Origin of the sequence: Zavarzinia marina (assembly GCF_021568905.1) — a bacterium.
GTDB lineage: Bacteria > Pseudomonadota > Alphaproteobacteria > Zavarziniales > Zavarziniaceae > Zavarzinia > Zavarzinia marina.
Genome location: NZ_JAKGSB010000001.1, coordinates 1,033,028 through 1,059,606 on the forward strand (window position 1 = coordinate 1,033,028; position 26,579 = coordinate 1,059,606).

27 protein-coding genes and 1 tRNA gene are annotated in these 26,579 nt (G+C 68.2%); 11 read left to right on the plus strand and 17 right to left on the minus strand.

Annotated features, from left to right (window positions below):
• Nucleotides 1–19: 19 nt before the first annotated feature.
• Both L2U69_RS04965 and L2U69_RS04970 read right to left on the minus strand, forming a co-directional pair.
• Nucleotides 20–1,744: a bifunctional protein-serine/threonine kinase/phosphatase gene (locus L2U69_RS04965; protein WP_236105444.1), complete on the minus strand. Its 1,725-nt coding sequence runs from the start codon at nucleotides 1,742–1,744 to the stop codon at nucleotides 20–22.
• Nucleotides 1,745–1,826: 82 nt separating this feature from the next.
• The gene (locus L2U69_RS04970; RefSeq protein ID WP_236105445.1) at nucleotides 1,827–2,672 is read right to left on the minus strand and encodes a formate/nitrite transporter family protein; all 846 of its coding nucleotides are present in this window, start codon (nucleotides 2,670–2,672) and stop codon (nucleotides 1,827–1,829) included.
• Between the two features lie 426 nt (nucleotides 2,673–3,098).
• Between L2U69_RS04970 and L2U69_RS04975 the strand changes: the two genes are divergently transcribed.
• Together L2U69_RS04975 and L2U69_RS04980 are read left to right on the plus strand one after the other, a co-directional pair.
• Nucleotides 3,099–3,707, plus strand: a complete 609-nt coding sequence (locus tag L2U69_RS04975) for a TetR/AcrR family transcriptional regulator (protein WP_236105446.1) — start codon at nucleotides 3,099–3,101, stop codon at nucleotides 3,705–3,707.
• A complete protein-coding gene (locus tag L2U69_RS04980) occupies nucleotides 3,697–4,593 on the plus strand; it encodes a haloalkane dehalogenase (protein WP_236105447.1) in 897 nt (298 codons plus the stop codon). Before L2U69_RS04975 ends, L2U69_RS04980 begins: the two co-directional genes overlap by 11 nt.
• A 68-nt stretch (nucleotides 4,594–4,661) precedes the next feature.
• On the opposite strand, the gene L2U69_RS04985 is transcribed toward L2U69_RS04980, so the two are convergent.
• From L2U69_RS04985 to L2U69_RS04995, 3 genes are read right to left on the minus strand one after another with little or no spacing between them, the layout of a single operon-like run.
• On the minus strand, nucleotides 4,662–4,946 hold the full coding sequence (locus L2U69_RS04985; RefSeq protein ID WP_236105448.1) for a hypothetical protein: 285 nt from the start codon (nucleotides 4,944–4,946) through the stop codon (nucleotides 4,662–4,664).
• Nucleotides 4,946–5,767 (minus strand): helix-turn-helix domain-containing protein, encoded by an 822-nt coding sequence (locus tag L2U69_RS04990; protein ID WP_236105449.1) that lies wholly within the window; start codon nucleotides 5,765–5,767, stop codon nucleotides 4,946–4,948. Before L2U69_RS04990 ends, L2U69_RS04985 begins: the two co-directional genes overlap by 1 nt.
• Nucleotides 5,768–5,778: 11 nt before the next feature.
• The gene (locus tag L2U69_RS04995; protein ID WP_236105450.1) at nucleotides 5,779–6,180 is read right to left on the minus strand and encodes a hypothetical protein; all 402 of its coding nucleotides are present in this window, start codon (nucleotides 6,178–6,180) and stop codon (nucleotides 5,779–5,781) included.
• A 431-nt stretch (nucleotides 6,181–6,611) separates the two neighbouring features.
• Here L2U69_RS04995 and L2U69_RS05000 point away from each other — a divergent pair, with 431 nt between their 5' ends.
• On the plus strand, nucleotides 6,612–6,983 hold the full coding sequence (locus L2U69_RS05000; protein WP_236105451.1) for an MmcQ/YjbR family DNA-binding protein: 372 nt from the start codon (nucleotides 6,612–6,614) through the stop codon (nucleotides 6,981–6,983).
• A 125-nt stretch (nucleotides 6,984–7,108) separates the two neighbouring features.
• Here L2U69_RS05000 and guaA read toward each other — a convergent pair whose 3' ends face one another.
• The 8 genes from guaA to L2U69_RS05040 form a co-directional block, all read right to left on the minus strand.
• Nucleotides 7,109–8,689: a glutamine-hydrolyzing GMP synthase gene (guaA, locus tag L2U69_RS05005; protein ID WP_236105452.1), complete on the minus strand. Its 1,581-nt coding sequence runs from the start codon at nucleotides 8,687–8,689 to the stop codon at nucleotides 7,109–7,111.
• 155 nt (nucleotides 8,690–8,844) lie between these two features.
• Nucleotides 8,845–9,354, minus strand: coding sequence for a tetratricopeptide repeat protein (locus L2U69_RS05010; protein WP_236105453.1), 510 nt, complete (start codon nucleotides 9,352–9,354; stop codon nucleotides 8,845–8,847).
• A 181-nt stretch (nucleotides 9,355–9,535) separates the two neighbouring features.
• On the minus strand, nucleotides 9,536–10,015 hold the full coding sequence (locus L2U69_RS05015) for a tetratricopeptide repeat protein (protein ID WP_236105454.1): 480 nt from the start codon (nucleotides 10,013–10,015) through the stop codon (nucleotides 9,536–9,538).
• 125 nt (nucleotides 10,016–10,140) lie between these two features.
• On the minus strand, nucleotides 10,141–11,760 hold the full coding sequence (locus tag L2U69_RS05020; RefSeq protein WP_236105455.1) for an alpha-amylase family glycosyl hydrolase: 1,620 nt from the start codon (nucleotides 11,758–11,760) through the stop codon (nucleotides 10,141–10,143).
• 117 nt (nucleotides 11,761–11,877) lie between these two features.
• Nucleotides 11,878–13,143, minus strand: coding sequence for an RsmB/NOP family class I SAM-dependent RNA methyltransferase (locus tag L2U69_RS05025; protein WP_236105456.1), 1,266 nt, complete (start codon nucleotides 13,141–13,143; stop codon nucleotides 11,878–11,880).
• A 23-nt stretch (nucleotides 13,144–13,166) separates the two neighbouring features.
• On the minus strand, nucleotides 13,167–14,633 hold the full coding sequence (gene guaB, locus L2U69_RS05030) for an IMP dehydrogenase (RefSeq protein WP_236105457.1): 1,467 nt from the start codon (nucleotides 14,631–14,633) through the stop codon (nucleotides 13,167–13,169).
• Nucleotides 14,634–14,745: 112 nt separating this feature from the next.
• Nucleotides 14,746–15,465: an RlmE family RNA methyltransferase gene (locus tag L2U69_RS05035; protein ID WP_236105458.1), complete on the minus strand. Its 720-nt coding sequence runs from the start codon at nucleotides 15,463–15,465 to the stop codon at nucleotides 14,746–14,748.
• Entirely contained in the window at nucleotides 15,462–16,442 is a 981-nt protein-coding gene (locus L2U69_RS05040; RefSeq protein WP_236105459.1) for a Ppx/GppA phosphatase family protein, read from the minus strand. The genes L2U69_RS05035 and L2U69_RS05040 overlap by 4 nt, the downstream gene beginning before the upstream one ends.
• 269 nt (nucleotides 16,443–16,711) lie before the next feature.
• Here L2U69_RS05040 and L2U69_RS05045 point away from each other — a divergent pair, with 269 nt between their 5' ends.
• The gene (locus tag L2U69_RS05045) at nucleotides 16,712–16,975 is read left to right on the plus strand and encodes a helix-turn-helix domain-containing protein (RefSeq protein WP_329605365.1); all 264 of its coding nucleotides are present in this window, start codon (nucleotides 16,712–16,714) and stop codon (nucleotides 16,973–16,975) included.
• Nucleotides 16,976–17,101: 126 nt separating this feature from the next.
• Nucleotides 17,102–18,838: a SulP family inorganic anion transporter gene (locus L2U69_RS05050; RefSeq protein ID WP_236105461.1), complete on the plus strand. Its 1,737-nt coding sequence runs from the start codon at nucleotides 17,102–17,104 to the stop codon at nucleotides 18,836–18,838.
• Nucleotides 18,839–18,857: 19 nt separating this feature from the next.
• Here the strand turns inward: L2U69_RS05050 and L2U69_RS05055 are convergent, their stop codons facing one another.
• Nucleotides 18,858–20,069 (minus strand): hypothetical protein, encoded by a 1,212-nt coding sequence (locus L2U69_RS05055; protein WP_236105462.1) that lies wholly within the window; start codon nucleotides 20,067–20,069, stop codon nucleotides 18,858–18,860.
• 206 nt (nucleotides 20,070–20,275) lie between these two features.
• Here L2U69_RS05055 and L2U69_RS05060 point away from each other — a divergent pair, with 206 nt between their 5' ends.
• From L2U69_RS05060 to L2U69_RS05085, 6 genes are all read left to right on the plus strand, one after another.
• On the plus strand, nucleotides 20,276–20,779 hold the full coding sequence (locus tag L2U69_RS05060; protein ID WP_236105463.1) for a Csu type fimbrial protein: 504 nt from the start codon (nucleotides 20,276–20,278) through the stop codon (nucleotides 20,777–20,779).
• A gap of 118 nt (nucleotides 20,780–20,897) precedes the next feature.
• Complete coding sequence (locus L2U69_RS05065) at nucleotides 20,898–21,407, plus strand: Csu type fimbrial protein (protein ID WP_236105464.1); 510 nt, start codon at nucleotides 20,898–20,900, stop codon at nucleotides 21,405–21,407.
• Nucleotides 21,408–21,464: 57 nt separating this feature from the next.
• Nucleotides 21,465–22,172 carry a fimbrial biogenesis chaperone gene (locus L2U69_RS05070; RefSeq protein ID WP_236105465.1) on the plus strand — a complete coding sequence of 236 codons (708 nt, stop codon included), beginning with the start codon at nucleotides 21,465–21,467 and terminating at the stop codon, nucleotides 22,170–22,172.
• Entirely contained in the window at nucleotides 22,135–24,555 is a 2,421-nt protein-coding gene (locus L2U69_RS05075) for a fimbria/pilus outer membrane usher protein (protein WP_236105466.1), read from the plus strand. Before L2U69_RS05070 ends, L2U69_RS05075 begins: the two co-directional genes overlap by 38 nt.
• Nucleotides 24,552–25,097, plus strand: coding sequence for a spore coat protein U domain-containing protein (locus tag L2U69_RS05080; RefSeq protein WP_236105467.1), 546 nt, complete (start codon nucleotides 24,552–24,554; stop codon nucleotides 25,095–25,097). The genes L2U69_RS05075 and L2U69_RS05080 overlap by 4 nt, the downstream gene beginning before the upstream one ends.
• A complete protein-coding gene (locus tag L2U69_RS05085; protein WP_236105468.1) occupies nucleotides 25,097–25,474 on the plus strand; it encodes a hypothetical protein in 378 nt (125 codons plus the stop codon). The genes L2U69_RS05080 and L2U69_RS05085 overlap by 1 nt, the downstream gene beginning before the upstream one ends.
• An 18-nt stretch (nucleotides 25,475–25,492) precedes the next feature.
• On the opposite strand, the gene L2U69_RS05090 is transcribed toward L2U69_RS05085, so the two are convergent.
• The 3 genes from L2U69_RS05090 to L2U69_RS05100 all read right to left on the minus strand — a co-directional run bounded on the left by L2U69_RS05090 (nucleotide 25,493) and on the right by L2U69_RS05100 (nucleotide 26,529).
• Nucleotides 25,493–25,972, minus strand: coding sequence for a hypothetical protein (locus L2U69_RS05090; RefSeq protein WP_236105469.1), 480 nt, complete (start codon nucleotides 25,970–25,972; stop codon nucleotides 25,493–25,495).
• 121 nt (nucleotides 25,973–26,093) lie between these two features.
• Nucleotides 26,094–26,170: transfer RNA gene (locus L2U69_RS05095), tRNA-Arg, on the minus strand.
• 65 nt (nucleotides 26,171–26,235) lie between these two features.
• Nucleotides 26,236–26,529: an ETC complex I subunit gene (locus L2U69_RS05100; protein WP_236105470.1), complete on the minus strand. Its 294-nt coding sequence runs from the start codon at nucleotides 26,527–26,529 to the stop codon at nucleotides 26,236–26,238.
• Between the last annotated feature and the right edge of the window lie 50 nt (nucleotides 26,530–26,579).

Genomic DNA, 26,579 nt, shown 5'->3' on the forward strand with positions numbered 1-26,579 from the left:
CAAATCCGCGCGCCGGCCCTCAGCCGCCGAGCACCAGACGCGCCGCGAGCACCGCCGAGAGGAGCGCGAGCGCGGCCGCCGTTCCCTGCCAGAAGCGCAGGGGATCGCGTTCGATCAAGGGCTTGCGGTTGCGGGCCCGATAGTCCGGGCCCGGTGCCCGCAGCGCCGCCGTGAATTCGGACAGTGCCTCGTGACGGCGGGCGGGATCGGGGTGCACGGCCCGCGCCAGCGCATGATCCACCCAGTCCGGCACCGGGCGACCTTCGTCCCGCGCCGGGCGATAGACCAGACGATGCCGCGCCCGGCCCCGGCCGCGCGCGGCATCGGCGCCGTAGGGCAGCCGCCCGGTCAGCATCTCATAGGCGACGACGCCCAGGGAGAAGAGATCGGCGCGCCAGTCGGCGGCTTCGCCGGCCAGATATTCCGGTGCCGAATATTGCAGGGTGCCCAGCATCGCCTCCCCGGACAGGGGCGGCGTATCGTCCTCGAGGCCGGCGACCCGGACAGCGCCGAAATCGATGATCTTCACCGTGCCGTCGCCATCGACCATGACGTTCTCGGGCCGAAGATCCCGGTGCAGCATCTCGCGCCGGTGGAAGGCGCGGAGCCCGATGGCGATCTGTTCGACGATGCCGCGCACGGCTTCCAGCGAGGGCGCCGGGTGATCGCGCATCCATTGCCGCAGGCTCTGGCCGTCGATGAATTCAGTGACGGCATAGAGCGCGCTGCGCCGCTCGGGCGCCGATGCCGCGGCCATGACATGGGGCGACGCGATGCGCCGCGCGATCCATTCCTCCATCAGGAAGCGGCGGCGCAATTCGTCGCTGTCCAATATGTCGCGCGCCGGAATCTTCAGGGCGACGCGGCCGCCGTCCGCCGTCGCCGCGAGGAACAGACGGGCTCGGGCATCGCCATGGATCTGGCGCAGCACCCGGAAACCGTCGATCACCGCGCCCGGCCGGATCTCGCCCGGCACCGGCAGGTCGGCCCGGACATCCGCAAGCTCGACGGCGCCGGCCGCCGGCAGACCGTCGACGCGCAGCACCTGGACCGTCAGATTGTCCGGGCTGCCGGCTTCGAGGGCCCCTGCCCCGATCAGGCGCGCGATCTCGTCCGGATCGCCGTCGCCCGCGAGGAGGCGGGCGGCGGCGCGCGCGTCCATCCACTCGTGGACGCCGTCGGTGGTGAGCAGGAAACGGTCGCCCGGCGAAACCTCGACGGCGCGATAGTCGATCTCCACCTCGGGCCCGGCGCCGAGGGCGCGGGCCAGATAATTCTCGCCCGGGCCGAGATCGAGGCGGTGATCCTCGGTCAGGGGTTCCAGCGCCTGGCCGGCGAGACGCCAGATGCGGCTGTCGCCGACATGGAACAGATGCGCCTTCCGGCCCTTCAGGATCAGCGCCGACAGGGTGCAGACATGGCCGCGGTCGCGATCGTCCAGCCGGGCGCGGCGGTTCTGGGCATGAAGCCAGGCATTGATGGCGATGATCACCCGCGTTGCCGCGGTCTTCGCCGACCAGGCGTCGGGCGTGCAGTAATAGTCGCTCAGCAGGCTCTTGACCGCGATCTCGGCCGCTTCGGCGCCGACCGGGCTCGAACTGATGCCGTCGGCGATGGCGGCGGCGATGCCCTTGGTGGTCAGTGCCGCGCCCTCCGGCACCAGGGCGCCGTGGAAGTCCTGATGGGCCGGCTTGCGTCCGGCGTCTGACCATTGGCCGATCGCGACCGAGAGGCGTGACATCATGGATCATCCGGCAGGGCGCGGCCCCGCCAGGGGCATGCGGGGCCGCTGGGCGGCCCGAAGGCCGCCGGTTGAATGCCGGTGATTACTCGCCGGGGACGCCGATCGGGCCACCCTTGACCGCCGGCATGCGCTTCGGCGAGGTCTTGTAGTGGGTCGCATAGAGGGTGGCGCCGACGAAGGTGAGGCCGCCGACGAGATTGCCGAGCACGGTCGGGATCTCGTTCCACAGGAAATAGTCGCCCCAGGTGAACTGGCCGCCCAGCATGATGCCCGAGGGGAAGAGGAACATGTTCACGATCGAATGTTCGAAGCCCATGTAGAAGAACACCAGGATGGGCATCCACATGCCGATCACCTTGCCCGAGACCGAGGTGGACATCATGGCGGCGACGACGCCGGTGGAGACCATCCAGTTGCACATCACGGCGCGGACGAAGAGGGTGAGCATGCCGCCGGCGCCATGGGCGGCATAGCCGAGGGTGCGGCCCTCGCCGATGTGGCCGATCTTCTGGCCGATGGCATTCGGCGCTTCCGAGAAGCCGAAGGTGAAGACGATCGCCATGAACACCGCGACGGTCATTGCACCGGCGAAATTGCCGATGAAGACGAGTCCCCAGTTGCGCAGCACGCCGCCGAGGGTGACGCCCGGCCGCTTGTCGAAGAGGGCGAGCGGCGCCAGCGTGAAGACCCCGGTCAGCAGATCGAAGCCGAGCAGATAGAGCATGCAGAAGCCGACGGGAAAGAGCAGCGCGCCGATCAGCGGCTCGCCCGTGTTCACCGTGATGGTGATCGCGAAGGCCGCCGCCAGGGCCAGGATGGCACCCGCCATATAGGCGCGGACCAGCGTGTCCTTGGTCGACATGAAGATCTTGGATTCGCCGGCGTCGATCATCTTCGACACGAATTCGGTGGGGGCGAGATAGGCCATTTCAGGGTTCCTCTGGTTCGGGTTCGGAAAAGGCGTCAGTCCGTCTAAACGTCGTCCAATTCGGCCGCTCGCCATGGGTGGATGGGATCGGGAGAGGAACCCGCCTGCCGCGACACCGGCGTTGAAACGCGAAAAAGGCCGCGCCTCAGAACCCCGGGCCATGCCCGAAGCGCCGAAGTCGCAGCCCCATTGCCGCGCGCCGTATCTAGCGAAATGGCCGCGCCGTTGCGGCCCAAGAAGATTCTTTCTGCCGCTTTTTTCGGCAGACCGGATCTCGTGCATCATTCTTAGGCCAAGGAAAGGATTTCCGCAAGCGCGATGTTGCACCACGGCATGATCGACGCCGGGCCGGCACGCCATCGGACGCGGTTGACAGGCTCCCCCGGTCGCGACAGTCTCGTATTACGTTCATCATACGAGTCGAACATGAGGAAACGATCCGAAGCGACCAGACGGTCGGAGGCCAAGGAAGCGGCGCGCACCCGGATCCTCGGGGCCGGCGCCGCCCGCATTCGCGGCCAGGGGCTGGAGGGGGCGGCGATCGCGCCGATCATGCGCGATGCCGGCCTGACGCACGGCACCTTCTATGCCCATTTCCCCGACAAGGACGATCTGGTGGCGGCCGCCTTTCGCCACGCCCTCTCGATCGGCCGCCCGGCCTGGACCGAGGGCGCGGATGCGGACTGGGACCACCGCCTGGCCCGCCTCGCCCGGCATTATCTGACCGAAAAGCACCGCGACACGCCGGAAGAAGGCTGCGCCTTCGCCGCCCTCGGCGCCGATGCCGCCCGCGCGCCCGACGGCTTTCGCCATGTCTTCGGCGAGGAACTGGAGAAATCGGTCGAGGCGGTCGCGGCCCAGCCCGGGAACGGCCCCGATGCCGGTGCGCGCCGCGCCGACGCCATCCGCCTGCTGGCGCTCTGCATCGGCGGCATGACGCTGGCGCGCGGCGTCGGCCCCGGCCCGCTGTCCGACGAAATCCTGCGGGTCTGCCGCGATGCCCTCGCCCTCAAAGGAGAATCCGATGACCAGTGAACTGGGCACCGCGCCCTTCGCCGAAAAGCGCTTCATCGAGGTGAAGGGCAAGCGCATGGCCTATATCGACGAGGGCGAAGGCCCGGCCATCGTGTTCCAGCACGGCAATCCGACGTCGTCCTATCTATGGCGGAACGTCATGCCCCATCTGCGCGGCCTCGGCCGGCTCGTCGCCTGCGATCTGATCGGCATGGGCGATTCCGAGAAACTCTCCCCCTCCGGCCCAGACCGCTATCTCTACGAGGAACAGCGGGATCATCTCTTCGCGCTGTGGGACAAGCTGGACCTCGGCGATCAGGTGGTGCTGGTGCTGCACGACTGGGGTTCCGCCCTCGGCTTCGACTGGGCGTCCCGGAATGCGGCGCGGGTGCAGGGCATCGCCTATATGGAGGCGATCGTCGCCCCCATGCTGTGGTCGGACTGGGAGCCCGGCACGGCCCGCGTGTTCCAGGGTTTCCGCTCGGAGGCCGGCGAGGCGATGATCCTCGACGCCAATACCTTCGTCGAGCGGGTCCTGCCCGGTTCCATCGCCCGCACCCTCCGCCCGGAAGAGATGGCGGAATACCGCCGCCCCTTCCTCACCCCCGGCGAGGACCGCCGCCCGACCCTGAGCTGGCCGCGCAGCATTCCGATCGAGGGCACGCCCGCAAGCGTCACCGCGATCGCCGAAGGTTACAGCCGCTTCCTGGCGGAAAGCCCGATCCCGAAGCTCTTCGTCAACGCCGAACCCGGCGCCATCCTGACCGGCCGGTTGCGCGATTTCTGCCGGACCTGGCCGAACCAGACCGAAGTGACGGTCAAGGGCATCCATTTCGTCCAGGAGGACAGCCCGGACGAGATCGGCACGGCCGTGGCCGAATTCGTCGGGGGGCTGCGGGGAATGTGATCCCGCCCATCCGGCGCCTTCGGCGGCCTGAAGGGTGCCGGGGCCGCGCCTCGTACCGATTGCGCCGTTCAGACCGGCAACGACGCCGCAAGACAGGCGAAGGTCAGCACGAGACAGATCCCCGCCAGCCAGAGCCACAGGCTCTGGCCATCGGAGAAACGCTGCTGGATGATGAGTTTACGGGCTTCCTCTATGTCTTCGCCCGACATGGCGCCCTTCTTGAGAAGATCCTGAAGCGCCCGGAAATCCCGGCTCTGGGCGACAAGGTCGATCAACGGGATGAAGAGAAAGATCGAGGCCGCCAGCGCGAAGACACCGGAAAGCCATCCGAGATTCAGGCCGATCCAGGACATCACGCGGACAACGGCACGCCGAGCGAGCGGGCCACCTCCACGGTCAAGGGCACGGTCATGAAGTCGAACCTGTCGTCGCCCGTATTGGCCACATCGATGTGCGCGTGATCGCCGGCGACCACGACCTGCGGGGACGTCGAGACATTCGCCTTCGACGCGCGCCGCACCGTGCCGGGCCCGGCGATCGCCACGACGATCAGGCCTCGCTTGGCGGCGAGCGTGCCGACCTGGCCGGGCGCGGCGGACCAGAAGCCGCATACGCCCCGATCGAACAGATTCGCCCTGCCCGACCGCGACGCGACGAGTCTGCCGATGGCGGCCCGTGTTTCCTCGAGTATGGGACCGCGTATCAGCGAACGGATCAGCGCGGTGCATATTTCGAGATTCTCGGTCTCGTCGGTCAACAGCAACGCCTGGTCGCCACCGACCCGCTCCACCCAGTCCTCGATCGCCGGCAATTGCGGCGCATCCATCACGAACTTGACCCCGAGCGACGAAAGAAGCGGCCGAAGTTTCCGGTAGCTCGGCCCCTCCGGCATCTTCCCGCTCTCGATCTCGCTGATCTGTCCCTGCTTGAGACCGGCACGGTCGGCGAGTTCGGTCTGGGTGAGGCCACGGGTCTCTCTGGCGCGCCTCAGGACCACGCCGATCTCGATCGCCGCCGGGTCGAAGGTCTCGAAACCGAGCCCATTCGGGCGGTCCCGGATCGAATCCAGCATGCCCGCGAGATCGGTCGCGTTCCGCATCTCCTTGTCGTGCATGGGCAGCCGCGCCTTGCCGACCCGAGCGAGTCCGCGGTTCTTTCCGGCGATGTCGGTCATGACGGCATCCTTCAGGTCAAAGACAGGACGCGCGGCTCAATCACTCGGGTCCACCACATTTCGGGATCATCGTCGGGATAGCGATAACAGGCCGAGATCGCACAGATCCTGATCGATCCGTCACTCCGCAGGCTGGCCGCGAATGCGAGCGACGGCGTATCCGGGAGCCGGTAGACGTTCCAGTCGTCCGTCATTTTCCACAGAGCGACATTCGCGAGATAGTCGATCATGGCCTTGGCGGACTTCCGTTTGAGCTGCACCTCCAAATAGTCCAAAACGAAACTTCGAAGACGGGATTGAGCCGCACCGTCCCCGACGGCGAGCGCCGCCTTTCCGGCGTCGTTCCAATCCGGCGCGAAAGCGCCGAGACGGCCGCTGTGGTCGACGAAATATTCGATCGAGACCCGGCTCATCACGCCCTCAATATAATGAATTCGTTATAAAACACAAGCCCGCCGACCGATCGCCCTCAGAACCGATCGCCCTCAGAACCGGTCGCCCTCGGAACCGGTCGCCCTCGGAACCGGTCGCCCTCGGAACCGGTCGCCCTCGGAACCGGTCGCCCTCGGAACTTGCCATCGTCCCCGGGCATTCGGCCACGCCCCCAGATTGTATCGAAGAACGCGGTCCCTGTCAGAATTCGAACATGCAACGCGGCGGCCCCAGGTCTCGACCGCGACGGTGATCGTCCCCGCCCTGTCGACGGACGCGACGCCGAACGGCGTGCGCGTCGCCCGGACCTCGCCCGGCCGGATGGAGACCCGGGTCGCCGTTGCGCGTGCCGGGCCGCTCGCGGAAGATACGGGCACGGATCGCGACGGCGGCACCATGCCGATGGTCCGACATGACGGAAGGAGTCCCCTCGACGATCATGACCCGCGACGACTTCAACCACTTCTGCGCCAGCCTGCCGGCCGCGAGCCACGTGGTGCAATGGGGCGGCTCCGACGTCTGGAAGCTGGGCGGCAAGGTCTTCGCCATCTGCGGCCTTCACGGCGGCGTCACCTTCAAGGTCTCGGAAACCGCCTTCGAGATCCTTCGCGAAATGCCGGGGCTGCGCCCCGCCCCCTATCTCGCCTCGCGCGGCCTGAAATGGATCCAGCACCATGGGAAACCGGGCCTCGGCGACGAGGACCTGCGGCACTATCTGACGGAATCATACCGCATGATCGCGGCGGCCCTGCCCCGCAGGACGCGGGCGGCACTGGGGCTGTGAGGGCCGGCACGGCGGCCGGCATCAAGGGCGACCCTGCACCAGTCGCTTTATGCGCTCGACCGCCGTCTGGCGAAAGCCGGCCCGACAACCGGCACGCCCACCCGTCGGCTCGGGTGACCTCCCGCTCACTCCCACTCGATGGTCCCCGGCGGCTTCGAGGTGATGTCGTAGACGACGCGGTTGATGCCCTTGACCTCGTTGATGATGCGGGTCGCGACGCGGGACAGGAAGGCGTGTTCGAAGGGGTAGCTGTCGGCCGTCATGCCGTCGACCGAGGTGACGGCGCGGAGCCCGCAGACCTGATCGTAGGTGCGGCCGTCGCCCATGACGCCGACGGTGCGGACGGGAAGCAGCACGGCGAAGGCCTGCCAGATCTCGTCGTAGAGGCCGGCGTTGCGGATCTCCTCGAGATAGATCTTGTCGGCCTTGCGCAGGATATCGAGCTTCTCCGCCGTGATGTCGCCCGGCATGCGGATGGCGAGGCCGGGCCCCGGGAAGGGGTGGCGGCCGACGAAGGCGGCGGGCAGGCCGAGTTCGCGGCCCAGCGCCCGCACTTCGTCCTTGAACAATTCGCGCAGGGGCTCGACCAGTTTCATGCGCATCCGCGCCGGCAGGCCACCGACGTTGTGATGCGACTTGATGGTGACCGAGGGGCCGCCCGAGAAGGAGACGCTTTCGATCACGTCCGGATAGAGCGTGCCCTGGGCCAGGAAATCGGCGCCGCCGATCGCCTTCGCTTCCTTCTCGAAGACGTCGATGAAGGTGGCGCCGATGATCTTGCGCTTCTGTTCGGGGTCGGTCACGCCCGCCAGCTTGTCGAGGAAGAGGTCGCTGGCGTCGGAATGCACCAGGCGAATGTTGTAGTGATCGCGGAACAGGGTCACCACCTCCTCCGCCTCGCCGGCGCGCATCAGGCCGGTATCGACGAAGACGCAGGTGAGCTGGTCGCCGATCGCCTCGTGCAGGAGGACGGCCACCACCGAGGAATCGACGCCGCCGGAAAGGCCGCAGATCACCTTGCCGTCGCCCACCTGTGCGCGCACGCGCGCGATCTCGGCTTCACGGAAGGCCTGCATGGTCCAATCCGCCTTGCAGCCCGCGACCTCGTGAACGAAGCGCGAGATGAGCCTGGCGCCTTCGGGCGTGTGCACGACCTCGGGGTGAAACTGGACGGCATAGATCCGGCGCTCGTCGTCGGCGATGGCGGCGAAGGGCGCGCCGGGCGAGGTGGCGACGACGCGGAAGCCCGGCGGGATCGCGGTCACGCGGTCGCCGTGGCTCATCCACACCTGGGGCGCGTCGCCCTTGGCCCAGAAACCGTGGAACAGGCGGCAATCGTCGATGATGTCGAGATGGGCGCGGCCGAATTCGCGGTGATCGCCCGGCTCCACCCTGCCGCCCATCTGGTGGCAGATCACCTGTTCGCCATAGCAGATGCCGAAGATCGGTCTGCCCGAATTCAGGATCTCGTCCGGCGCCAGCGGCCCGTTCTCGTCCGTCACCGAAGCCGGGCTGCCGGAGAGGATGACCGCCCTGGGATCCAGGCGCTCATACCCCTCCATCGCCTTGGCGAAGGGGACGATCTCGCAATAGACCCCGGCCTCGCGGACGCGGCGGGCGATGAGCTGGGTCACCTGCGAGCCGAAATCGACGATGAGGATGGTGTCGGTGGCGGAATGGACGGGAGGAAGGGCGGTGTCGGACATGGCGGGCAAGCTACTGTCAAGCGACAGCGCCGTAAACGGCGATTTTCGGCGCCCTGCCCCACCCGATCGGCAAAGGACGGAATCGGCATCCCATGGTCTCATCCGTGGGGTTTGGCCCTGGCCTCGCCCCACGTCGCCCACGGCCCGCCCAGACGTCAGGCACCGGACGCCATCACCACCCGATAGGCCGCGACGGCGGCCCGCAGATCGGTGAATTCGGCGCAGCCCGCCGGGCACAGGCGGCCCAGGGCCGCGAGCTGTTCCTCGGCCTTTTCGATCCGGCCCTGACCGAGGAACACCGAACCCAGGCGCGCGCGGGCTTCGAGATGATCCGGCGCAAGGGCGAGAGCCCGCTCGAAATGGCGCTTCGCCTCGCGCAGATTGCCGAGTTCCTGGAAGGAACGGCCGATCAGGCTTTCGAGATCGGCGCCCTCGGCGCCGGCCACCATGGCGGCGCTGAGGTGGCGGATGGCGGACGCGTGGTCGCCGGCGGCCGAGGCGGCCTCGCCGAGGGCGCGGTGGCCGGCGGCGGGATCCGCGATCTCGGCGGCGAGCGCGCCGGCGGAAAGGTCGAGAACCGCCAGGCTGAAGGCAAGGCCGGCGGCGGTGAGAAGCGATTTGAACATGATGTGGTCCTCGGGGATCTGGGGGAGGATCGCGGCCATCACGGCCGCGACATGAGAGGACCCTACCCGCCGCCCCGGTCCCGCGCTGTTCCACCGGGAACAGGGCCGGGCCCGGGACATGAAAAAAGCCGGCAGCGACGCCCATCGGCATCGGCCGGCCCGATCGTCCGGACGGCGCGGGGGGATGAGGGCCGCGCCGTCCGGAAGCGATGGTTGGAGATCAGCCGGGATTGGCGGCCTTATAGGCGTCGATCGCCGCCTTCAGTTCGTCCAGCTCCTCGCAGCCGGTGGGGCACACGCGCCGCAGTTCGACCAGACGGCCCTCGGCCTTTTCGAGCTGCTTCAGCTCGAGGAAGGCTTCGCCCAGATATTCATGGGCGCCGCGGTGGTCCGGATCCAGCTCCAGGGCGCGCCAGTAGTGCTTCCTGGCTTCGTCGTAGTTGCCGAGCTTGCGGTTCGAGAAGCCGAGCAGGTTTTCGGCATCGGCGCTGTTCGGATCGGCCTCGACGGCGGCGGTCAGGTGACGGATCGCGGTCCTGTAATCCTTGGCGTCGACGGCGGCCTTGCCGGCGGCGTAATAGTCGGCGGCGGCGGGGGCCGGTTCGACGGTCTCGGTGCCGGCCGCGAGCGCGACGCCCGAGATGCCGACGGTGACGAGGGAGAAGGCAAGGCCGAAAGCGGCGAGCGGCGACTTGATCATGGGGTTAGTCCTTCGCTTGGGGAATTGCCTCGAAGCCGGTCCGGCCTCGAAGTCGAGAGAACCCTATGCCCTGGACCGGCGCCTCGTTGTTCCCCGGGGAACAGCCGGTGGAACGGGTGGCGCCGTCATGCCAATGCCGTAAAATGCGCCCCCCAGGGCTCGAGCACCAGAAGTCCGTCGCGCCGCACGCCGCCGAAACCGTGCCCAGCCAGATCCTGCCCCATGGGCAGGCCCGCCACCGGCACCGACAGCGCCTCGTCGCCCAGGTTGAACAGGCAGAGCACGCCGCCGTGATCGTTCCGCCGCTCGAAGGCGAGCAGCGCGGGCGGTCCCGCGTGGAACACCATGCGACCGGTGCGGAACACCGGATGGCGCTTCCGCCAGTCCAGGAACTGGCGCATGCGGTTGAGGGGCGAGCCCGGCTCGAAATCCTGGGCATCGACGGCATGGGCGCGATAGTCGTCCGGCAGGGGCAGCCAGGGCTCGACGCGGCTGAAGCCGCCGTGCTCGCCCGCCGCCAGCCAGGGCATGGGCGCGCGGGCCCCGTCGCGCCCCTTGAAGGCGGGATAGAATTCGACGCCGTAAGGGTCGCGCAGGCGTTCGAAGGGAATGTCGGCATCCGGCAGCGCCAGTTCGCTGCCCTGATAGAGGCAGACCGAGCCGCGCAGACATGCCAGCGCCGCCTGAAGCGTGATGGTGAAACCCGGATGGTTCCGCCCCTGGTGCAGCCGGGTCGGCGAGCGCATGAAGTCGTGATTGTCGAGGGTCCAGCACGGATGGCCGTCGCCCGGCGCATGGCCCAGGATCTCGGCCAGGGACCGGATCGCGGCGCCGTCCAGGTGATGGGCCCAGAGCAGCCAGGAGCCGTAGGCGAGATGCAGCCGGCCGGGCGCCGTGTAGGCACGGTGAAGACGTCCCCCGTCCCGCTCCTCCAGCTCGCCGAGAAGGACGCGGTCGCCGAATTCGTCGGCAAGTGCGCGCAGGCGCTCGACGAAGGCGAGCGTTTCGGGCCGGCCGATGTCGTAGACGTGTTCCTGGAAGAAATAGGGGTTGAAGTTCATGCGCGTGCCGCCGACCGGTTTCGCGGCCGGCGGATTGTCGCGCAGGTCGAGGTCGTGGATGTAGAAGGGACAGGCGTCGAGCCGGAAACCGTCGATGCCGAGGTCGAACCAGAAGCGGCAGGTGTCGAGCAGCGCGTCCTGCACCGCCGGATTGCGGCAGTCGAGATCCGGCTGGGACGCCAGGAAATTATGCATGAAATATTGGTTGCGGCGCGGTTCCCACTGCCAGGACGGGCCGCCGAACAGCGACAGCCAATTGTTGGGCGGCGTGCCGTCGGGCTTGGGATCGGCCCAGACGTACCAGTCGGCCTTGGGATTGCTGCGCGAGGCGCGGCTCTCGCGGAACCAGGGATGACGGTCGGAGGTGTGGCTGAGCACCTGATCCATCATGACCTTGAGGCCGAGGTCGTGGGCCCGGTCGATCACCTGCTTCACGTCGTCGAGGGTGCCGAACAGCGGATCGACCGCCTTCATGTCCTCGATGTCGTAGCCGAAGTCGCGCATGGGGGACTTCTGGAACGGCGAAATCCAGATCGCATCGACCCCCAGCCGCGCGACATAGTCCAGCCGCTCCGCGATCCCCCGAAGATCGCCCACGCCATTGCCCGACGTATCCATGAAGGAGCGCGGATAGATCTGATAGATCACCGCGCCCTGCCACCAGGGGGTCTCCCCTGCCGCCATGCTGCCCCCTTCCCCGCTCACCCCGACTTCCCCCCGGGGTCCCGCGTGCGATGGTAGGGGCGAGCGGGATACCGTCCAACGGCGTTCGTCCCCAGCTTTGGGACAGTCGTTCGAAACTCAGCCCGGATTTCGGCCGAGCGCCGCGACGAAGAAGCCGTCGGTGCCATGGGCGGCGGGATCGAGCGCGATGCCGAGGCGGCCACCGCTGATGCCCGGCGGCAGCGTTTCGTGGTCGAGTACGGTGAAATCGCCGTGGCGGCCTAGAAAGGCTTCCACCACATCCTCGTCCTCCTCGAGGAAGAGCGAACATGTGGCATAGACCAGGCGCCCGCCCGGCTTCACCAGGCGCGCCGCCGCATCGAGGATGCGGCCCTGCAGGCCGGCCAGTTCCCGCACGCGCTCGAGGGTCACGTTCCAGCGCGCCGCCGGATTGCGCCGCCAGGTGCCGGACAGGCTGCACGGGGCATCGACCAGCACCCGGTCGAATGCCCCGGCCTCGCGGTCCAGCAGATCGTCGGTGATGACGGCGCGGGTGACGAACCCCTCGATCCCGGCCCGCGCCAGGCGCGGCATCATGCGCGACAGGCGCCGCTCCTCGACGTCGAGGGCGAGCAGACGCCCCTGCCCCGCCATGTCGGCGGCAAGGGCCAGGGTCTTGCCCCCGGCCCCGGCGCAGAAATCGGCGACGGCCATGCCGGGCCGCGCGTCGCAGGCGAGCGCCACGAGTTGCGAGCCTTCGTCCTGGACCTCGATCCGGCCTTCGGCGAAGGGGGCCAGGCGGCCCAGCCGCTCCCGCCCGGCGACGCGGACACCGGCAGGCGCGAGTGCGCAGGGCTCGACGCTCAGGCCGAGGGCCGCGAGTTCCGCCATGGCGCCCGCCCGGTCGATCTTCGCCGTGTTGACGCGAAGATCCAGGGGCGCGCGCCCGGCCATGGCGGCGACGGCCGCCGCGAGGCGCGTGCCGAAACGGCGCAGCAACAGGGGATGCAATTCCTCGGCATAGTCGCCCGCCACCCAGGGCGGGGCCGGCCGCGGATCCGAGAGGGCGGCGAGGGCCGCGCGTTCCGCATCGCTCAGGGGGGCCGGGGCATGGCCTTCGCCCGTCGCCCAGGCCGCCACGGTTTCGGCATCGGCGGCCCCGGTCAGGACCGCCGCCGCCATGGCGAGGATGCGGGGCGTATCGCCGCCGCCGGTCAGATGGATCAGGGCCCCCCGTCGCCGCACCGCGTACCAGACCAGGGCGGCGATGGCGGCCCGGTCTTGCTTGCCGGCATAGCGCCGGGCGCGGAAATAGCGGTCGACCACCTGGTCCGCCGCCTCGCCGCGCGCGCCGATCTCGGCCAGCAGTTCGATCGCGGCCGACAGCCGCGCGGCGGGACGCATGGGGTCCTATCGGGCGCGCGGGATCAGCGGCCGCCCTGGGGGTAGTTCGGGCTTTCGCGGGTGATGGTCACGTCGTGGACATGGCTTTCGCGCAGGCCCGCGCCGGTGATGCGCACGAATTGCGCGCGTTCCTGGAACTCACCCACGGTCGGCGCGCCGGTATAGCCCATGGCGGCGCGAAGCCCGCCGACGAGCTGGTGGATCACGGTGTGGACCGAGCCCTTGTAGGGCACCTGGCCCTCGATGCCTTCCGGCACCAGCTTCAGGGTGTCCTTCACCTCTTCCTGGAAGTAGCGGTCGGCGGAACCGCGCGCCATGGCCCCGACGGAGCCCATGCCGCGATAGGCCTTGTAGGTCCGGCCCTGATAGAGGAAGACCTCGCCCGGGGCCTCGTCCGTGCCGGCCAGCAGGGAGCCGACCATGGCGACCGAGGCACCGGCCGCGATCGCCTTGGCGAAATCGCCGGACAGCTTGATGCCGCCGTCGGCGATCACCGGCACACCGGCCTCGCGGCAGACGGCGGACGTGTCCATGACGGCGGTGAGCTGGGGCACGCCGACGCCGGCGACCATGCGCGTGGTGCAGATCGAGCCCGGCCCGATGCCGACCTTGATGGCGTCGGCGCCGGCATCGATCAGGGCGCGGGCGGCGTCGGCGGTGGCGACGTTGCCGGCCACCACCTGCGCTTCGTTCGACAGTTTCTTGATGCGGGCGACGGCATCGACCACGCGCTGGGAATGGCCATGGGCGGTATCGACCACCAGAAGGTCGCAGCCGGCGCCGATCAGCGCCTCGGCCCGGGCGAAACCCTCGTCGCCGACGGTGGTGGCGGCGGCGACGCGCAGGCGCCCGGCGGCATCCTTGGCCGCGTTCGGGTGCTGCTGCGACTTTTCGATGTCCTTCACCGTGATCAGGCCGATGCAGCGATAGGCGTCGTCGACCACCAGCAGCTTCTCGATCCGGTACTTGTGCAGAAGCTTCATCGCCTCCGCCCGGTCGATGCCGTCCTTCACCGTGATCAGGTTGTCCTTGGTCATCAGCTCCGAGATCAGCAACTGGTCGTCGGTGGCGAAGCGGACGTCGCGGTTGGTCAGAATGCCCACCAGCTTGCCGTTGGCGGGTTCGACCACCGGAATGCCCGAGATCGAATGGCGGCGCATCAGGGCGTGAGCGTCGGCAAGGGTCCGGTCCGGGGCGATGGTCACCGGATTCACCACCATGCCCGACTCGAATTTCTTCACCTGGCGGACCTGATCGGCCTGCTGCTCGATATCCATGTTGCGGTGGACGACGCCGATACCGCCGGCCTGGGCCATGGCGATCGCCATATTGGCTTCGGTCACCGTGTCCATGGCGGCGGAAATCAAGGGGATGTTCAGCTCAATACCCCGGGTCACCCTGGTGCGGGTGTCGACCTGGGCCGGCAGGACGCTGGACGCGGCGGGGGTGAGCAAGACGTCGTCGAAGGTTAGAGCTTCGCGGATCTGCATCGAATCCTCCGTTGCAGCAAAGAGCAGGGTCCTCAAATCGGGGTCGCGCTCTATAGCACGGGGCGCCCTCCGGGCCTAGCGGTCAGACGCAGGCCCGCCATGCGCCGAGCGGTCAGGCTCTGAAACCCGTGGCGACCACATACATTTCGGACGAATCGCTGCGGCTGGCGGGCGGTTTCATGTGTTTCACCACGGCGAAATGCTTGCGCATGGTGGCCATGAGCTGGTTCTCGGACCCGCCCTGCAGGACCTTGGCGATGAAGGCGCCGCCGGGCTTCAGCACGTCGACGGCGAAATCGAGGGCGGCTTCGCACAGCGCCATGATCTTCAGATGGTCGGTCGCCTTGTGGCCGGTGGCGGCGGCCGCCATGTCGGACAGCACCACATCGGCCGGCCCGCCCAGCAGGGCGCGGAGCCTTTCGGGCGCGTCTTCCGCCAGGAAATCGAACTGAATGACCTCCGCCCCCGGCACCGGCACGACTTCGGTCAGGTCGATGCCCACCACCTTGCCATTGGGCGCGCTGTCGCCGGGGCGCGAGCGCACTCGCTCGCTCGCCACCTGGCACCAGCCGCCGGGGGCCGCGCCCAGATCGACGACGACGGCGCCGGCGCGCAGCACATGCAGCTTGTCGTCCATCTCGATCAGCTTGTAGGCGGCGCGGCTGCGATAGCCGTCGCGCTTGGCGGCGGCGACATAGGGATCGTTCAACTGGCGTTCCAGCCAGCGCGCGGAGGAGACGGTGCGCTTCTTCGCCGTCTTCACCCGGACGTGGAGCCCGCGCGCCGCGCCGGATTTGCCGCCGCCGCCCTTACTGCCCGAACGCGCGGTCATCGTCCGATCCCCGCCATCAGGCCCATCAGCACGCCTTCGCGCAGGCCCCGGTCGGCGATGCGCAGGCGCCGTTCGGGCCAGGCCTCGACGATGGCGTCGAGAATGGCGCAGCCCGCCAGTACCAGATCGGCGCGGTCGCGCCCGATGCAGGGATTGGCCGCCCGCGCCTCGAAGGGCATGGCACGGATGTCGGCGATCACGGCGCGGATCTCTTCCCAGTTCAGCCAGCTGCCGTCGACGCGGGAGCGGTCGTAGCGCGGCAGGCGCATGCGCACGGCGGCAAGGGTGGTGACGGTGCCCGAGGTGCCGAGAAGCTGGAAGCCGTGGTCCGTCACCGCCCGTTCCACCGGATGCTGGCGCGCGAAGGCGGCGAGCGCGCCGCGCACCTCCGCCACCATGCGGGCATAGACCGTGTCGTCGACGGAGACGCCGCCGAAATGTTCCGCCAGGGTGACGACGCCGATGGGCAGCGACGTCCAGTCCAGCATCTCCGCCCGGTCGGGCCCGGTGACCGACAGCCAGGCGAGTTCCGTCGACCCGCCGCCGATGTCGAAGACCAGCGCGCGGCGCCGGTCGGGATCGAGCAGCGGCGTGCAGCCGACGACGGCGAGCCGCGCCTCTTCCGCCGGCGAGATCACTTCGAGGTCGATGCCGGTCTCGCTGCGCGCGCGGTCCAGGAATTCGGTGCCGTTGGTGGCGCGGCGGCAGGCTTCGGTGGCGATGGCGCGGATGTGGGTGACGCGGCGGCGCTTCATGCGCCCGGCGCAGATGCGAAGCGCTTCGATGGTGCGGTCGATGGCGGCATCGGCGATCCGCCCCTGGGAAGCGATGCCCTCGCCCAGGCGGACGATGCGGGAAAAGGCGTCGACGATGCGGAAGGTGCCGTGGCGCGCCGGTTCGGCGATCAACAATCGACAGTTGTTCGTGCCGAGATCGAGCGCGGCGAAGACCGGCGGATCCGAAAATTCCGATTTCATGTCCGGCGCGACCGGGCGCGACACGCCGGGCGCCGGTAGTGGCCCTTCCGGGCGAACATCCGACAATTGAGACCTCTGACCACCGGCACGGCAAAGGCCGTACCACTTAAGTGTCATGATAGCAGCATTCCCGCACCGCCGTGAAGCCCCGCCCCGGCGGCGGGCGGCGGTGCCGACAGACCATCGCCACCCCTGAATACTGAGGGTCAGATCAGCAAATCAGACATATCAGATGTCACATATGATATATTATACATGATCCGCCCATGATGACCGCCGCGCAAATGCGGGCCGCCCGCGCCCTTCTCGGTATCGACCAGAAAGCCCTGGCCGAACTGTCGGGCCTGTCGCTGCCCACGATCCAGCGCATGGAGGCCAGCGAGGGCAATGTTCGCGGTGTGGTCGAAAGCCTGACCCGGGTGGTCGAGGCCCTGGACCGCGCCGGTGTCGACCTGATCGGGGACAATGTGCCGAGCATCGGCGGCGGGCGGGGTGTGCGCCTGAAGGCGCCGAAACCGGCCGAGACTCCCTGACCGGTGGAAGACGCGACGGCGACCGAAGGTCGAAAGCCGACGATCCCGCCGCGCTGGTAGCGGCCTGGACGCATCCCGCCCCCTTCCTTCCGAGGACGGATCGTCCCGTTTCGTGGAGTATCCGTCATGGCCGCAAGGCCCGCCGAACCCGGCTTCATCGAATTGTTCACGCCCAAGCTGGTGACCATCCTGCGGGAGCGTTACGGCCTTGCCGACCTCCGCGCCGATGCCGTCGCCGGCCTGACCGTGGCGATCGTCGCCCTGCCGCTGTCGATGGCGATCGCCATTGCCTCGGGCGTCACGCCCGATCGCGGTCTCTATACCGCCATCGTCGGCGGTTTCCTGGTTTCGGCGCTCGGCGGCAGCCGATTCCAGATCGGCGGCCCGGCGGGCGCCTTCATCGTGCTGGTCGCGCTGACCGCGCAGGTCCACGGCGTCGACGGATTGCTGCTCGCCACCGTCATGTCGGGGATCTTCCTTGCCGCGATCGGTTTCCTGCGCCTCGGCACCTACATCAAGTTCATTCCCTATCCGGTCACCGTCGGCTTCACGGCCGGGATCGCCGTGATCATCTTCGCCAGCCAGATCAAGGAATTGCTGGGCCTGACCCTGGCGGGGCCGGAACCCGCCCCCATCATTCCCAAGCTCGAGGCCATGGCCGGCGCCCTGCCCACGGCCAATCCCGCCACCATCGCCATCGCGATGCTGACCGTCGCCGTCATCATCGGGCTGAAGCGGCTGCGGCCCCATTGGCCCGGCATGCTGATCGCGGTCACGGTGGCGGCGCTTGCGGCGCTCGGCCTCGACCTGCCGGTGGAGACCATCGGCACCCGCTTCGGCGGCATTCCGCAGAGCCTGCCCCTGCCCCATCTGCCGCCAGTGAGCCTGGACAAGATCGTCGAGATGCTGCCCGCCGCGCTCTCCTTCACCCTGCTCGGCGCGATCGAGAGCCTGTTGTCCGCCGTCGTCGCCGACAGCATGAGCGGGCGGCGCCACCGTTCGAACTGCGAACTGGTGGCGCAGGGTGTCGCGAATGTCGCCTCGGGCCTGTTCGGCGGGATCTGCGTGACCGGGACCATCGCCCGCACCGCGACCAATGTCCGGGCCGGGGCGCGCGGGCCGATATCGGGCATGTTGCATGCCCTGTTCCTGCTCGCCTTCGTGCTGCTGGCGGCCCCCCTCGCCTCCGCCATTCCGCTGGCGGCGCTGGCCGGCGTTCTTGCCATCGTCGCCTGGAACATGATCGAGCGCCACGCCTTCGCCGTCCTGTTCCGCACCTCGCGCGGCGATGCGATCGTGCTGATGGCGACCCTGCTGCTGACGGTGTTCCGCGACCTGACCGAAGGCATCGTGGTGGGATTCACCCTGGGCGCGCTGCTCTTCCTGCACCGCATGGCGCAATCGGTGGAAGTCGAGTCCGAAGTGCCCCTGATCGCCGAGGATCGGGCGGACAGCAACGGCAACGGCGGACGCACGCCCTATGATTCCGCCGCCGCCAGCGATCCGGACGTGGTCGTCCACCACATCGCCGGCGCCTTCTTCTTCGGCGCGGCGGCGAGCGTCGCCGCGGTGCTCGACCGCATAGGCCAGAGCCCGCGCGCCTATGTCCTGGACTTCGCCGGCGTCCCCTTCCTGGATTCGACGGCGGCGGCGACCATCGAGGGCTTCCTGCGCAAGGCCGAAAGGAGCGGCGCCGAAGTCTATGTCGCCGGCGCGCGCCCCGCCGTCCGCCGGGTGCTGATCACCCATGGCGTCCGCCCACCCCGCGCCCATTTCACTGCGCGCGTCGCCGACGCGACGGAACGCGCGCACCGCCACTTGGCCAGCCTCGTCGCCGAGCCCGGAACGGCGGATCCGGCCTGATACGTCTCACCTGATCGTCTCATCGGCGCTTGGGCGGCACCTTCATGTCGCGCAGCTTGATGCCTTCGAGGGCGATGCGGAAGGCGCCGCCGCCTTCGCCCGCGCTGTCCGGCGGATCGATCCCCGAATATGTCCCCACGAGGGCGCCGTCCGGTCCGACCTCGAAGCGGACCACATATCGTCCCGGGCGGTCGCCGGCCATGTTCACGCTCTCGAACGAGACCCGGTCGTCGTCCTCGTGACGCAACTCGCCCGGCAAGGGGATGAACTTCTCGGGCTTGCCCTCGCCCGGCTTCGCGAAGCCGATGGCGATGCCGACGCCGGGCAGGCGCCTGGTCCAGATCTCGGCCTCGGGCGGCAGCGTCATGCCGCCCTCCTCCCACATCTCCTCGAGCGTCAGTTTCAGCTTCCATTTGCCGAGCAGGGCGGCGTCGAGGAACAGGTCCTCGAACAGGACGGCCCGGTAATAGCCCTTGGCCTTGGCTTCTTCGTGGAGCTGTTCGGGCGTGTGCCAGAACTTGAAGGAGACGTCGAGATCGATCTGCGCCGCGCGCCAATAGACGACATGGACCAGGGTGATGCAGTCGAAGCCGCTCTCGATCTGGTCGTAGGGCAGCGCCGCCGCTTCACTGTTCTTGATGCCGTCGATCCATTCGACGCGCCGTTCCACGGACGAGAAATTAGTTGTTTCGAGCTGAAAATGGCTGCCCTCGTAGGGAACGTTCGCGCGGGCCGCCTCCAGGGCTTCGCGCACGATCGCCCAGCGGCGCGGATCGTCGGTGCCGAGGCCGGGCCAGGCGATGGCCCCGCCCGTCTTCGCCTCCCAATGAAGCGACGCCGGCAATTTGCCGGCCTGCGCGCCGTTCGGCAGATAGCCGGTGAACTGCTCGGTGAAGGAGCGCAGCGTGGTGCCGCGCCCGCCGATGGCATCGACCACCAGATGGCTGTCGGCGAGGCCGTAGTCGCGCGAGCGGATCAGCACCGCGTCGTAGACATCGGCGAAATCCGCCTGGATGTCGGCCGGCAGTTCCTCCCAGCGCCCGATATAGATGCCGGCATGGCCCGGAAAATGGACGATGTTGCCGAGCACCACGTCGCCCGGCACGATGCCGATGTCGAAATCGCCGGATGCCCGCGCCGGACCGCCCATCCCGAAGACGGCGATCCAGAGCGCCGCGACGACGGCGCCGCCCCATGTTCTCCATGCCCGAGTTCTCGATGACCGTCGCATGGTCCCCTCCCCGTCTGTGCTCGTTTCTCCCGATGAGCCTGAACGACGGACAACCGTAGAGCGCCCGCCCGCCGAGGACAAGGCGGGCGCCCGGAAGCGTCGGACGGACCGGCGGAAACGCTTCGGCCGGAAACGCCGGGCTTGCCAAGCCCGACCGCCCCGGGGAAACAATGTGTCATCGTCGCGGGATTGATCGTGGGACCGCCATGCCGACCGAAATGCGCCAGACACCGCGCCTCGCCGCACTTCTGATCGCCGGCGCGCTCTGGGCCGCGCCCGCCGGGGCGGCCGATACGTCGTCGACCACGGTCACCATGACGGTGAACGCCAATTGCATCGTCACCGCCAACGATCTTGCCTTCGGTGCCTATAATCCGATGGCCCCCGGCCCGACCGACGGCGCCACCACGCTGCAGGTCCGCTGCACCAACACGACCGCCTATGCGGTCAAGCTGAACAAGGGCGCCGGCACCGGGGCCACCGTCTCCCAGCGCCGCATGAGCCATGCGCCGTCCGGCACGCTGGTCTATTCGCTCTATACCGATTCCGGCCGCGGCCAGGTCTGGGGCGACGACAGCGGCGGCGCCTCGGTCTCGGGGGTCGGGACGGGCCTGGCCCAGACGTTGACGGTCTACGGCCGGATTCCCGCGGGCCAATTCTCGACGGCGGGCAGCTATACCGACACGGTTTCGGTGACGATCAACTATTGATCCCTCGGCGTTCACCATGATCCGGTGGCAATCTTAAGCATTTAGTAGCCATTCCCCCATACACTCCTGACGATAAATCGTACGTCGGCGTGCCGATGTTCACGAAAGGAGTCTATGCATGCGTTCTCTGACGCCAGCCTATTTGGCCCTGGGACTTCTGTTCTCGGGTGCCGCCGGTGCCCTGGCCGCGGACTATAACGCGGGCAGTTTCGAGGTCACGGCGACGGTCTCCGATTCCTGCGCGGTGACGCTGAACGATCTCGATTTCGGCGCCTATGACGCCGGCTCGAACAAGACGGGTTCGACCACCCTCGAAATCACCTGCACCACCGGCACCGCCTATCAGGTCGGCGCCGACAAGGGTGCCAACGGCGCGGATACCTCAAACCGCGAGATGAAGCTGACGACCGGTACCGACCTGCTCGGCTATACGCTGACCATCGGCACCAACGGCGGCTCCCATCTGGGCAGCAATTGGGGTGACGACACCGCCGGCGGTTCGGACACGATCGACGGCACCGGGACCGGCGCCGCCGTGACCGTGACCATCGACGGCGACATTCCCGCCAGCCAATATGTGACCGCCGGTTCCTATTCCGACACGGTGAACGTCACGGTCGCGTATTGATGTACGCGGAACATCCTCTAACCTGACCGCCACGCGCGGTTCGGACGGGGGGATGGAATGAAGAGGCTCTGGCCAGTCTTGGCGATGGTGCTGATGGTGGGGCTTGCTGGTCCGACGGCGGCACTCGCCAGTTCGATTCAGGTCTCTCCGATCAGGGTGACGCTGACGGCGGCGCAGCCGGTCATGGCGATCTATGTCACCAACGATGGGGACGCGCCGATCCTGATCCAGGCTTCGGTGCAGCATTGGACGCAGGACGAGGGGGAGGACCTCTATGCCCCGACACGCGACGTTCTGGTCAATCCGCCGCAATTCCGCCTTGCGCCCGGACAGAAACAGATCGTGCGTTTCGGCCTCGTCTCCAGCAATCTCGCCGCCGCCCCGACCGAAGGCACCTATCGCGCCTTCCTCCAGGAAGTGCCGGAAACCCCGCCCAGCGGCGGCGCCACGCTGCGCACCCTGCTGCGTATCTCCCTGCCCGTCTTCGTCGCGCCGGCGGGCGATGCCGTCGTCGCCGGCCGCTGGTCGTCACCCGCGCCCGGCATGCTGCGCTACGAGAATACGGGCAACAGCCATATCCAGTTCGGCGCGATGCGGGTCGTCGCGGGCGAACGAACCCTCGCGACCATCGACGTCGGCGGCTATGTCCTCGCCGGGCAGCATCGCGACTGGAAATTGTCCGGCGCAGGCACCCTGCCGCCGGGTACGCGGATCACGGCCGAAAGCGATGCCGGTGCGATCGATCAGGGCATCGGCGGCGAGTGACGGGCTGATTCCCCTCGTCGCCGGCATCGTCGCCGGTTTCGTCGTGTCCGTGCCGGTCGGTTCGATGCCGGCCGCCCGGGCCGAAACAGCGCCCGACGACGTCTTCCTGGCGGGTTTCGAGGTCAACGGCCGCGCCAGCGATCTCGCCGGCATCCTGCGGCGACGGGGCGACGAATTCCTCATCCGCGATTCGGATCTCGCCACGCTGCGCCTGAACATTCCGAGCGTGCCCGGGATCGAGATCGAGGGTGACGTCTATCGCCCCGTCTCGGCCCTGAAGCCGACCATGGTGCGTTTCGACACCGAACGTCAGGTCCTGATCCTCGACCTGCCGAGCACCGCGATGCAGGCGATCAGCATCGACCTCGGCCGGCGCCCCACGGCTTTGCCGACGTCCGACGACTGGTCGCTGTTCCTCAATTACGAAGCCGCGGTCACCGGTACCGACGACTACGCCCTCGGCAACGGTGCCCTGGAGGCGGCGGTTTCCGGCCCCCAAGGCACCATCGTCGCGAGCGGCCTCGGCCACGCCCGCCTCGACGGCGGATGGGGCGGCGACGGCGGCGTCGCCGGGCCGCCGCGCGGTGTCCGCCTCGAGACCCATTACACCTACGACAATCCGCGCGACCAGACGCGGCTCCGCCTCGGCGACGGCGTCACCGGCCGTTCCAGCATCGGTCAGCAGATCCGCTTCGCGGGCTTCCAGTTCAGTTCCGACTTCAACCTGCGCCCGGGCCAATTCGTCTTCGCGGCGCCGGGACTGAGCGGCTATCTCGACGGCGCCTCCAGCGTGGCGCTCTATGTCGACAACATCCTGCGCTATACGGGGCAATTGCCGGCAGGTCCCTTCTCCTTCAACGATCTGCCGGTGACCACCGGTGCGGGCGAGACGCGCCTGGTCGCGACCGATCTCCTGGGGCGGGAGCAGGTGATCACGTCGAGCTATTACGTCGGCGGCGATTCGCTCGCGGCCGGACGCCAGTCGTTCTCCTATGAATTCGGCGTGGAACGGCGGAACTACGGCAGTGCCAGCAACGATTACGGCGACGGCCTCGCCGCCTTCACCCATCGTCTGGGCCTGACCGACTGGCTGACCGGCGAGGTCCACGGCGAATGGCAGGCGGAACGCTGGCAGGCCGGTCTCGGCGCCGTACTGGTGCTGCCCGCCGTCGGCCAGATTTCCGGCACCTACGCGCGCTCCGACAGCGACGCGCTCGGCCCCGGCTGGCTGTGGAACCTCGAAGCCCAGCGCCTCGGCCGGCTCGGCAGCGTCAGCCTGCAGTGGGAACGGGCCAGCGACAGTTTCAGCCAGTTCGGCACCGGCCTCCTCGACGGCGACGAAGCCCATCTGGTCGGCCGGGCCCAGGCCAATGCCGGCGTGAACCTGGGACGTTTCGGCAGCCTTTCCTTCGGCTACGGCAGGCTTCGTTTTTCCGACGGCACGCGGCCCGAAGTCTCGACCGCCAGCTACGCTCTCCGCGTCACGGAACGCAGCACCCTCAGCGTCATCGGCGCGCGCACCGATACGGACGAAGGCACGGCCGACGACACCGGCCGCAGCGTCGCCGTGACCTGGACCACGGTGTTCTCGCCGCGCCGCAGCGCCAATCTCCAGTATCAGGACAGCGACGGCGACACCCAGGTCACCGTCGGCGTCAACCGCCAGCACGAAGGTCTCTATGGCATCGGCTACGACCTGCGCGGCCATTACGACGCGGACGAAGACCTCGAACTTCTGGGACGTGTCGACTATCAGACCACGGTCGGGAATTTCGGCGCCGTGGGCAGCGTCAGGGACGACCGGGAGGCCGTGCAGGTTTCCGCCAGCGGCGCGGTGGTCGCCGCGGGCGGCGGCGTCTTCGCCAGCGAGCCGATCCATGATTCCGTCGCCGTGGTCACGGTACCCGACTATCCCGAGGTCACGGTCTATCGCGACAATCAGGCGGTCGGCGAGACCGGCGCCGACGGCCGCCTGCTGATTCCCAACGTCCGCGCCTATGAGGAGAACGAGATCCGTCTGGAGCCGCGCGATCTACCGATCGACGCCGGCCTCGATTCCGATCGCGTGCTGATCGTTCCGCGCAACCGGGGCGCCGTGGTCGCCCGCTTCCCGGTGAAGCGCCAGTCGAGCGCGATCCTGGTCATCGAGCGTGCCGACGGCAGCTTCCCGCCGCCCGGCGCCGGCGTCACCTTCGACGGCGGCGTCGATCCCTCCTTCACCGGCTATGACGGCGAGGTTTTCGTCTCGGACCTGAGCGCGGCGGTGACCGGCACCATCGCCTATGGCGGTCTGACCTGCCGTTTCGAGGCCCCGGCGAAGCCGAAGGACGCCGGCGCCCTGCCCCGGCTCGGCCCTTTCCCCTGTACCGAGGAGGCACGATGACGCGCCGCCTGCCGATCCCGGTGCTTATCGCCGCCGTGCTCGCCTGCGGTCTCGCGCTGCTGGCGCCGAGGCCGGCGCAGGCTCTAACGCGCCTCTGCGGCCTGATCGCGACATGCACCTGCAACATGTCCGTGCCGTCGACGATCAACTTCAACACCTACGACCCGTTTTCGGCCACGGATCTCACCACAGCCGGCTCGGCCTCGGTCTCCTGCAGCAGTTCGGGGCTCATCTCGGGCAGCATCACCTATACGCTGACCCTCAGCCAGGGCGCGCACGGCACCTATGCGGCGCGCAGGATGGCGCCTTCGGTCGGCACGATCCAGGCGCAGTACAATCTCTATACCAACAGCGGCCATACGACCGTTCTCGGCGATGGGTCGGGAACCACGGCCATCTTCTCGGCCAGTTGCAGCGGCGCCTTGCTGTTCGGCTCGTCCTGCAACAATTCGCACAACTACTACGGCAAGGTGCCGGCGGGCCAGACCACCCTGGTGCCGGCGACCTATTCCGACACATTGGTCTGGAGCCTCGATTTCTGATGCGAGACCGGTTGCGCATTCCCGCCCTTCTCGCCGCCATCGCCCTGGCGGTCCCCGCCATGGTCGCCCAGGGCGACGACATCGGCACGCCGGCCCGCCATTCCCGCGTCAGCGATTTCGCCGTCGACACCATGCGCATCACGGCGGAAGTCGAGCCGCGCTGCGGCGTTTCCACCGGCCTTCCCGACGCGGCCGGAACCGCCGCCGTCGGCGTCGACTGTGCCACCGCCATCACCTGCGTCGCCGTCGCCCGCGTCGGCGAAACCGGCGATCGCCTGGCCATCGAGCGCAAGGGCCGTGGCCGCTGCCACTACCGCAACATCGTCCGCCTTGCCGACAACGGCCCCGGCGCGCGCCTGATTCTCGTGGATTTCTAGGGGGTCATCGCTTCGGGGTCAGGGCTTCCGCCGGAAGAACTGGAAGACCGGCGCGCGCTTGTCCTTCGGCGCCGCGTCGCCCTCGGCATGGGCGATGCGATAGGCGCGACCCTGCGGCAGCCAGACGGCGCCGTTCGGATCGCTCACGTCGTAGAAGCCGACATCGTGTTTCGCCGCCAGCGCCAGCCCGTGCTTGTAGGCCTGCTCGGCCACGTCCCAGCGGAAATCGACATAGATCGCATGCGGCGAGAAACTGTAGCCGGTGATCCAGGGCGTATCGAAGGCGGGGTCGTCTTCCGCCACGGCCTGGGGCCCGTTCATCGCCGGAAAGCGTTCGAGCATATCGAAATACCAGGCCCGCAGGCCCGGCGCGGTTGTGGCCGGGTCGAAGGGATCGAAATCCCCCTCTTCCTCCATCACCCGATCGTACCAGTCGAGAAAGGCACGCCGCTCGGAAGGCACGGCGCCCGGCTCGAATACCATCAGATCGTAACTCATGCCTGCGCCCCGTTCCGTCGATCCGCGCCGACCATAGCACTGGCGGCCCGTCGATACACCAAAGGGTAGCAGAATTTTCGCCTTCACCGTCGGCCGCTTCACGCGGATCGGACAGAAAGAATGGCGACCCCGGCAGGGCTCGAACCTGCGACATCCCGCTTAGAAGGCGGGTGCTCTATCCAGCTGAGCTACGGGGCCAAGGGGTTTGGGCCGCGGGGTTGGCCTCTTCGGGGGCCAGGGATGCGGATCACCAGCGACGCGGATCAGCGGACCCGGTCGTATTTGAAGTTGTCGGCGTAGGCCTTGATCTTCGGGGTCAGGGTTTTCGGCTCCTGCACCTCGAAGGGGATGCGGTGCTTCTCGCAATACGCCGTGGCCGCTTCCTTGCTCTCGAAGGTCATGCGCACTTCGCCGTTCATGTCCGTGGTGCCGGTCCAGCCCATGAGCGGGTCGAGACGGCGGATCGCCTCCGGCTCGAATTCCAGGACCCAGCGGCGGCTGTTGGCCTTGCCGGACTGCATCGCGTTCTTGGTCGGCAGATAGATCCGAGCCTGCATTTGGCTTAACCCCATCGAGCGTGCATACGCATTTCACCTTTGCCGAGAAC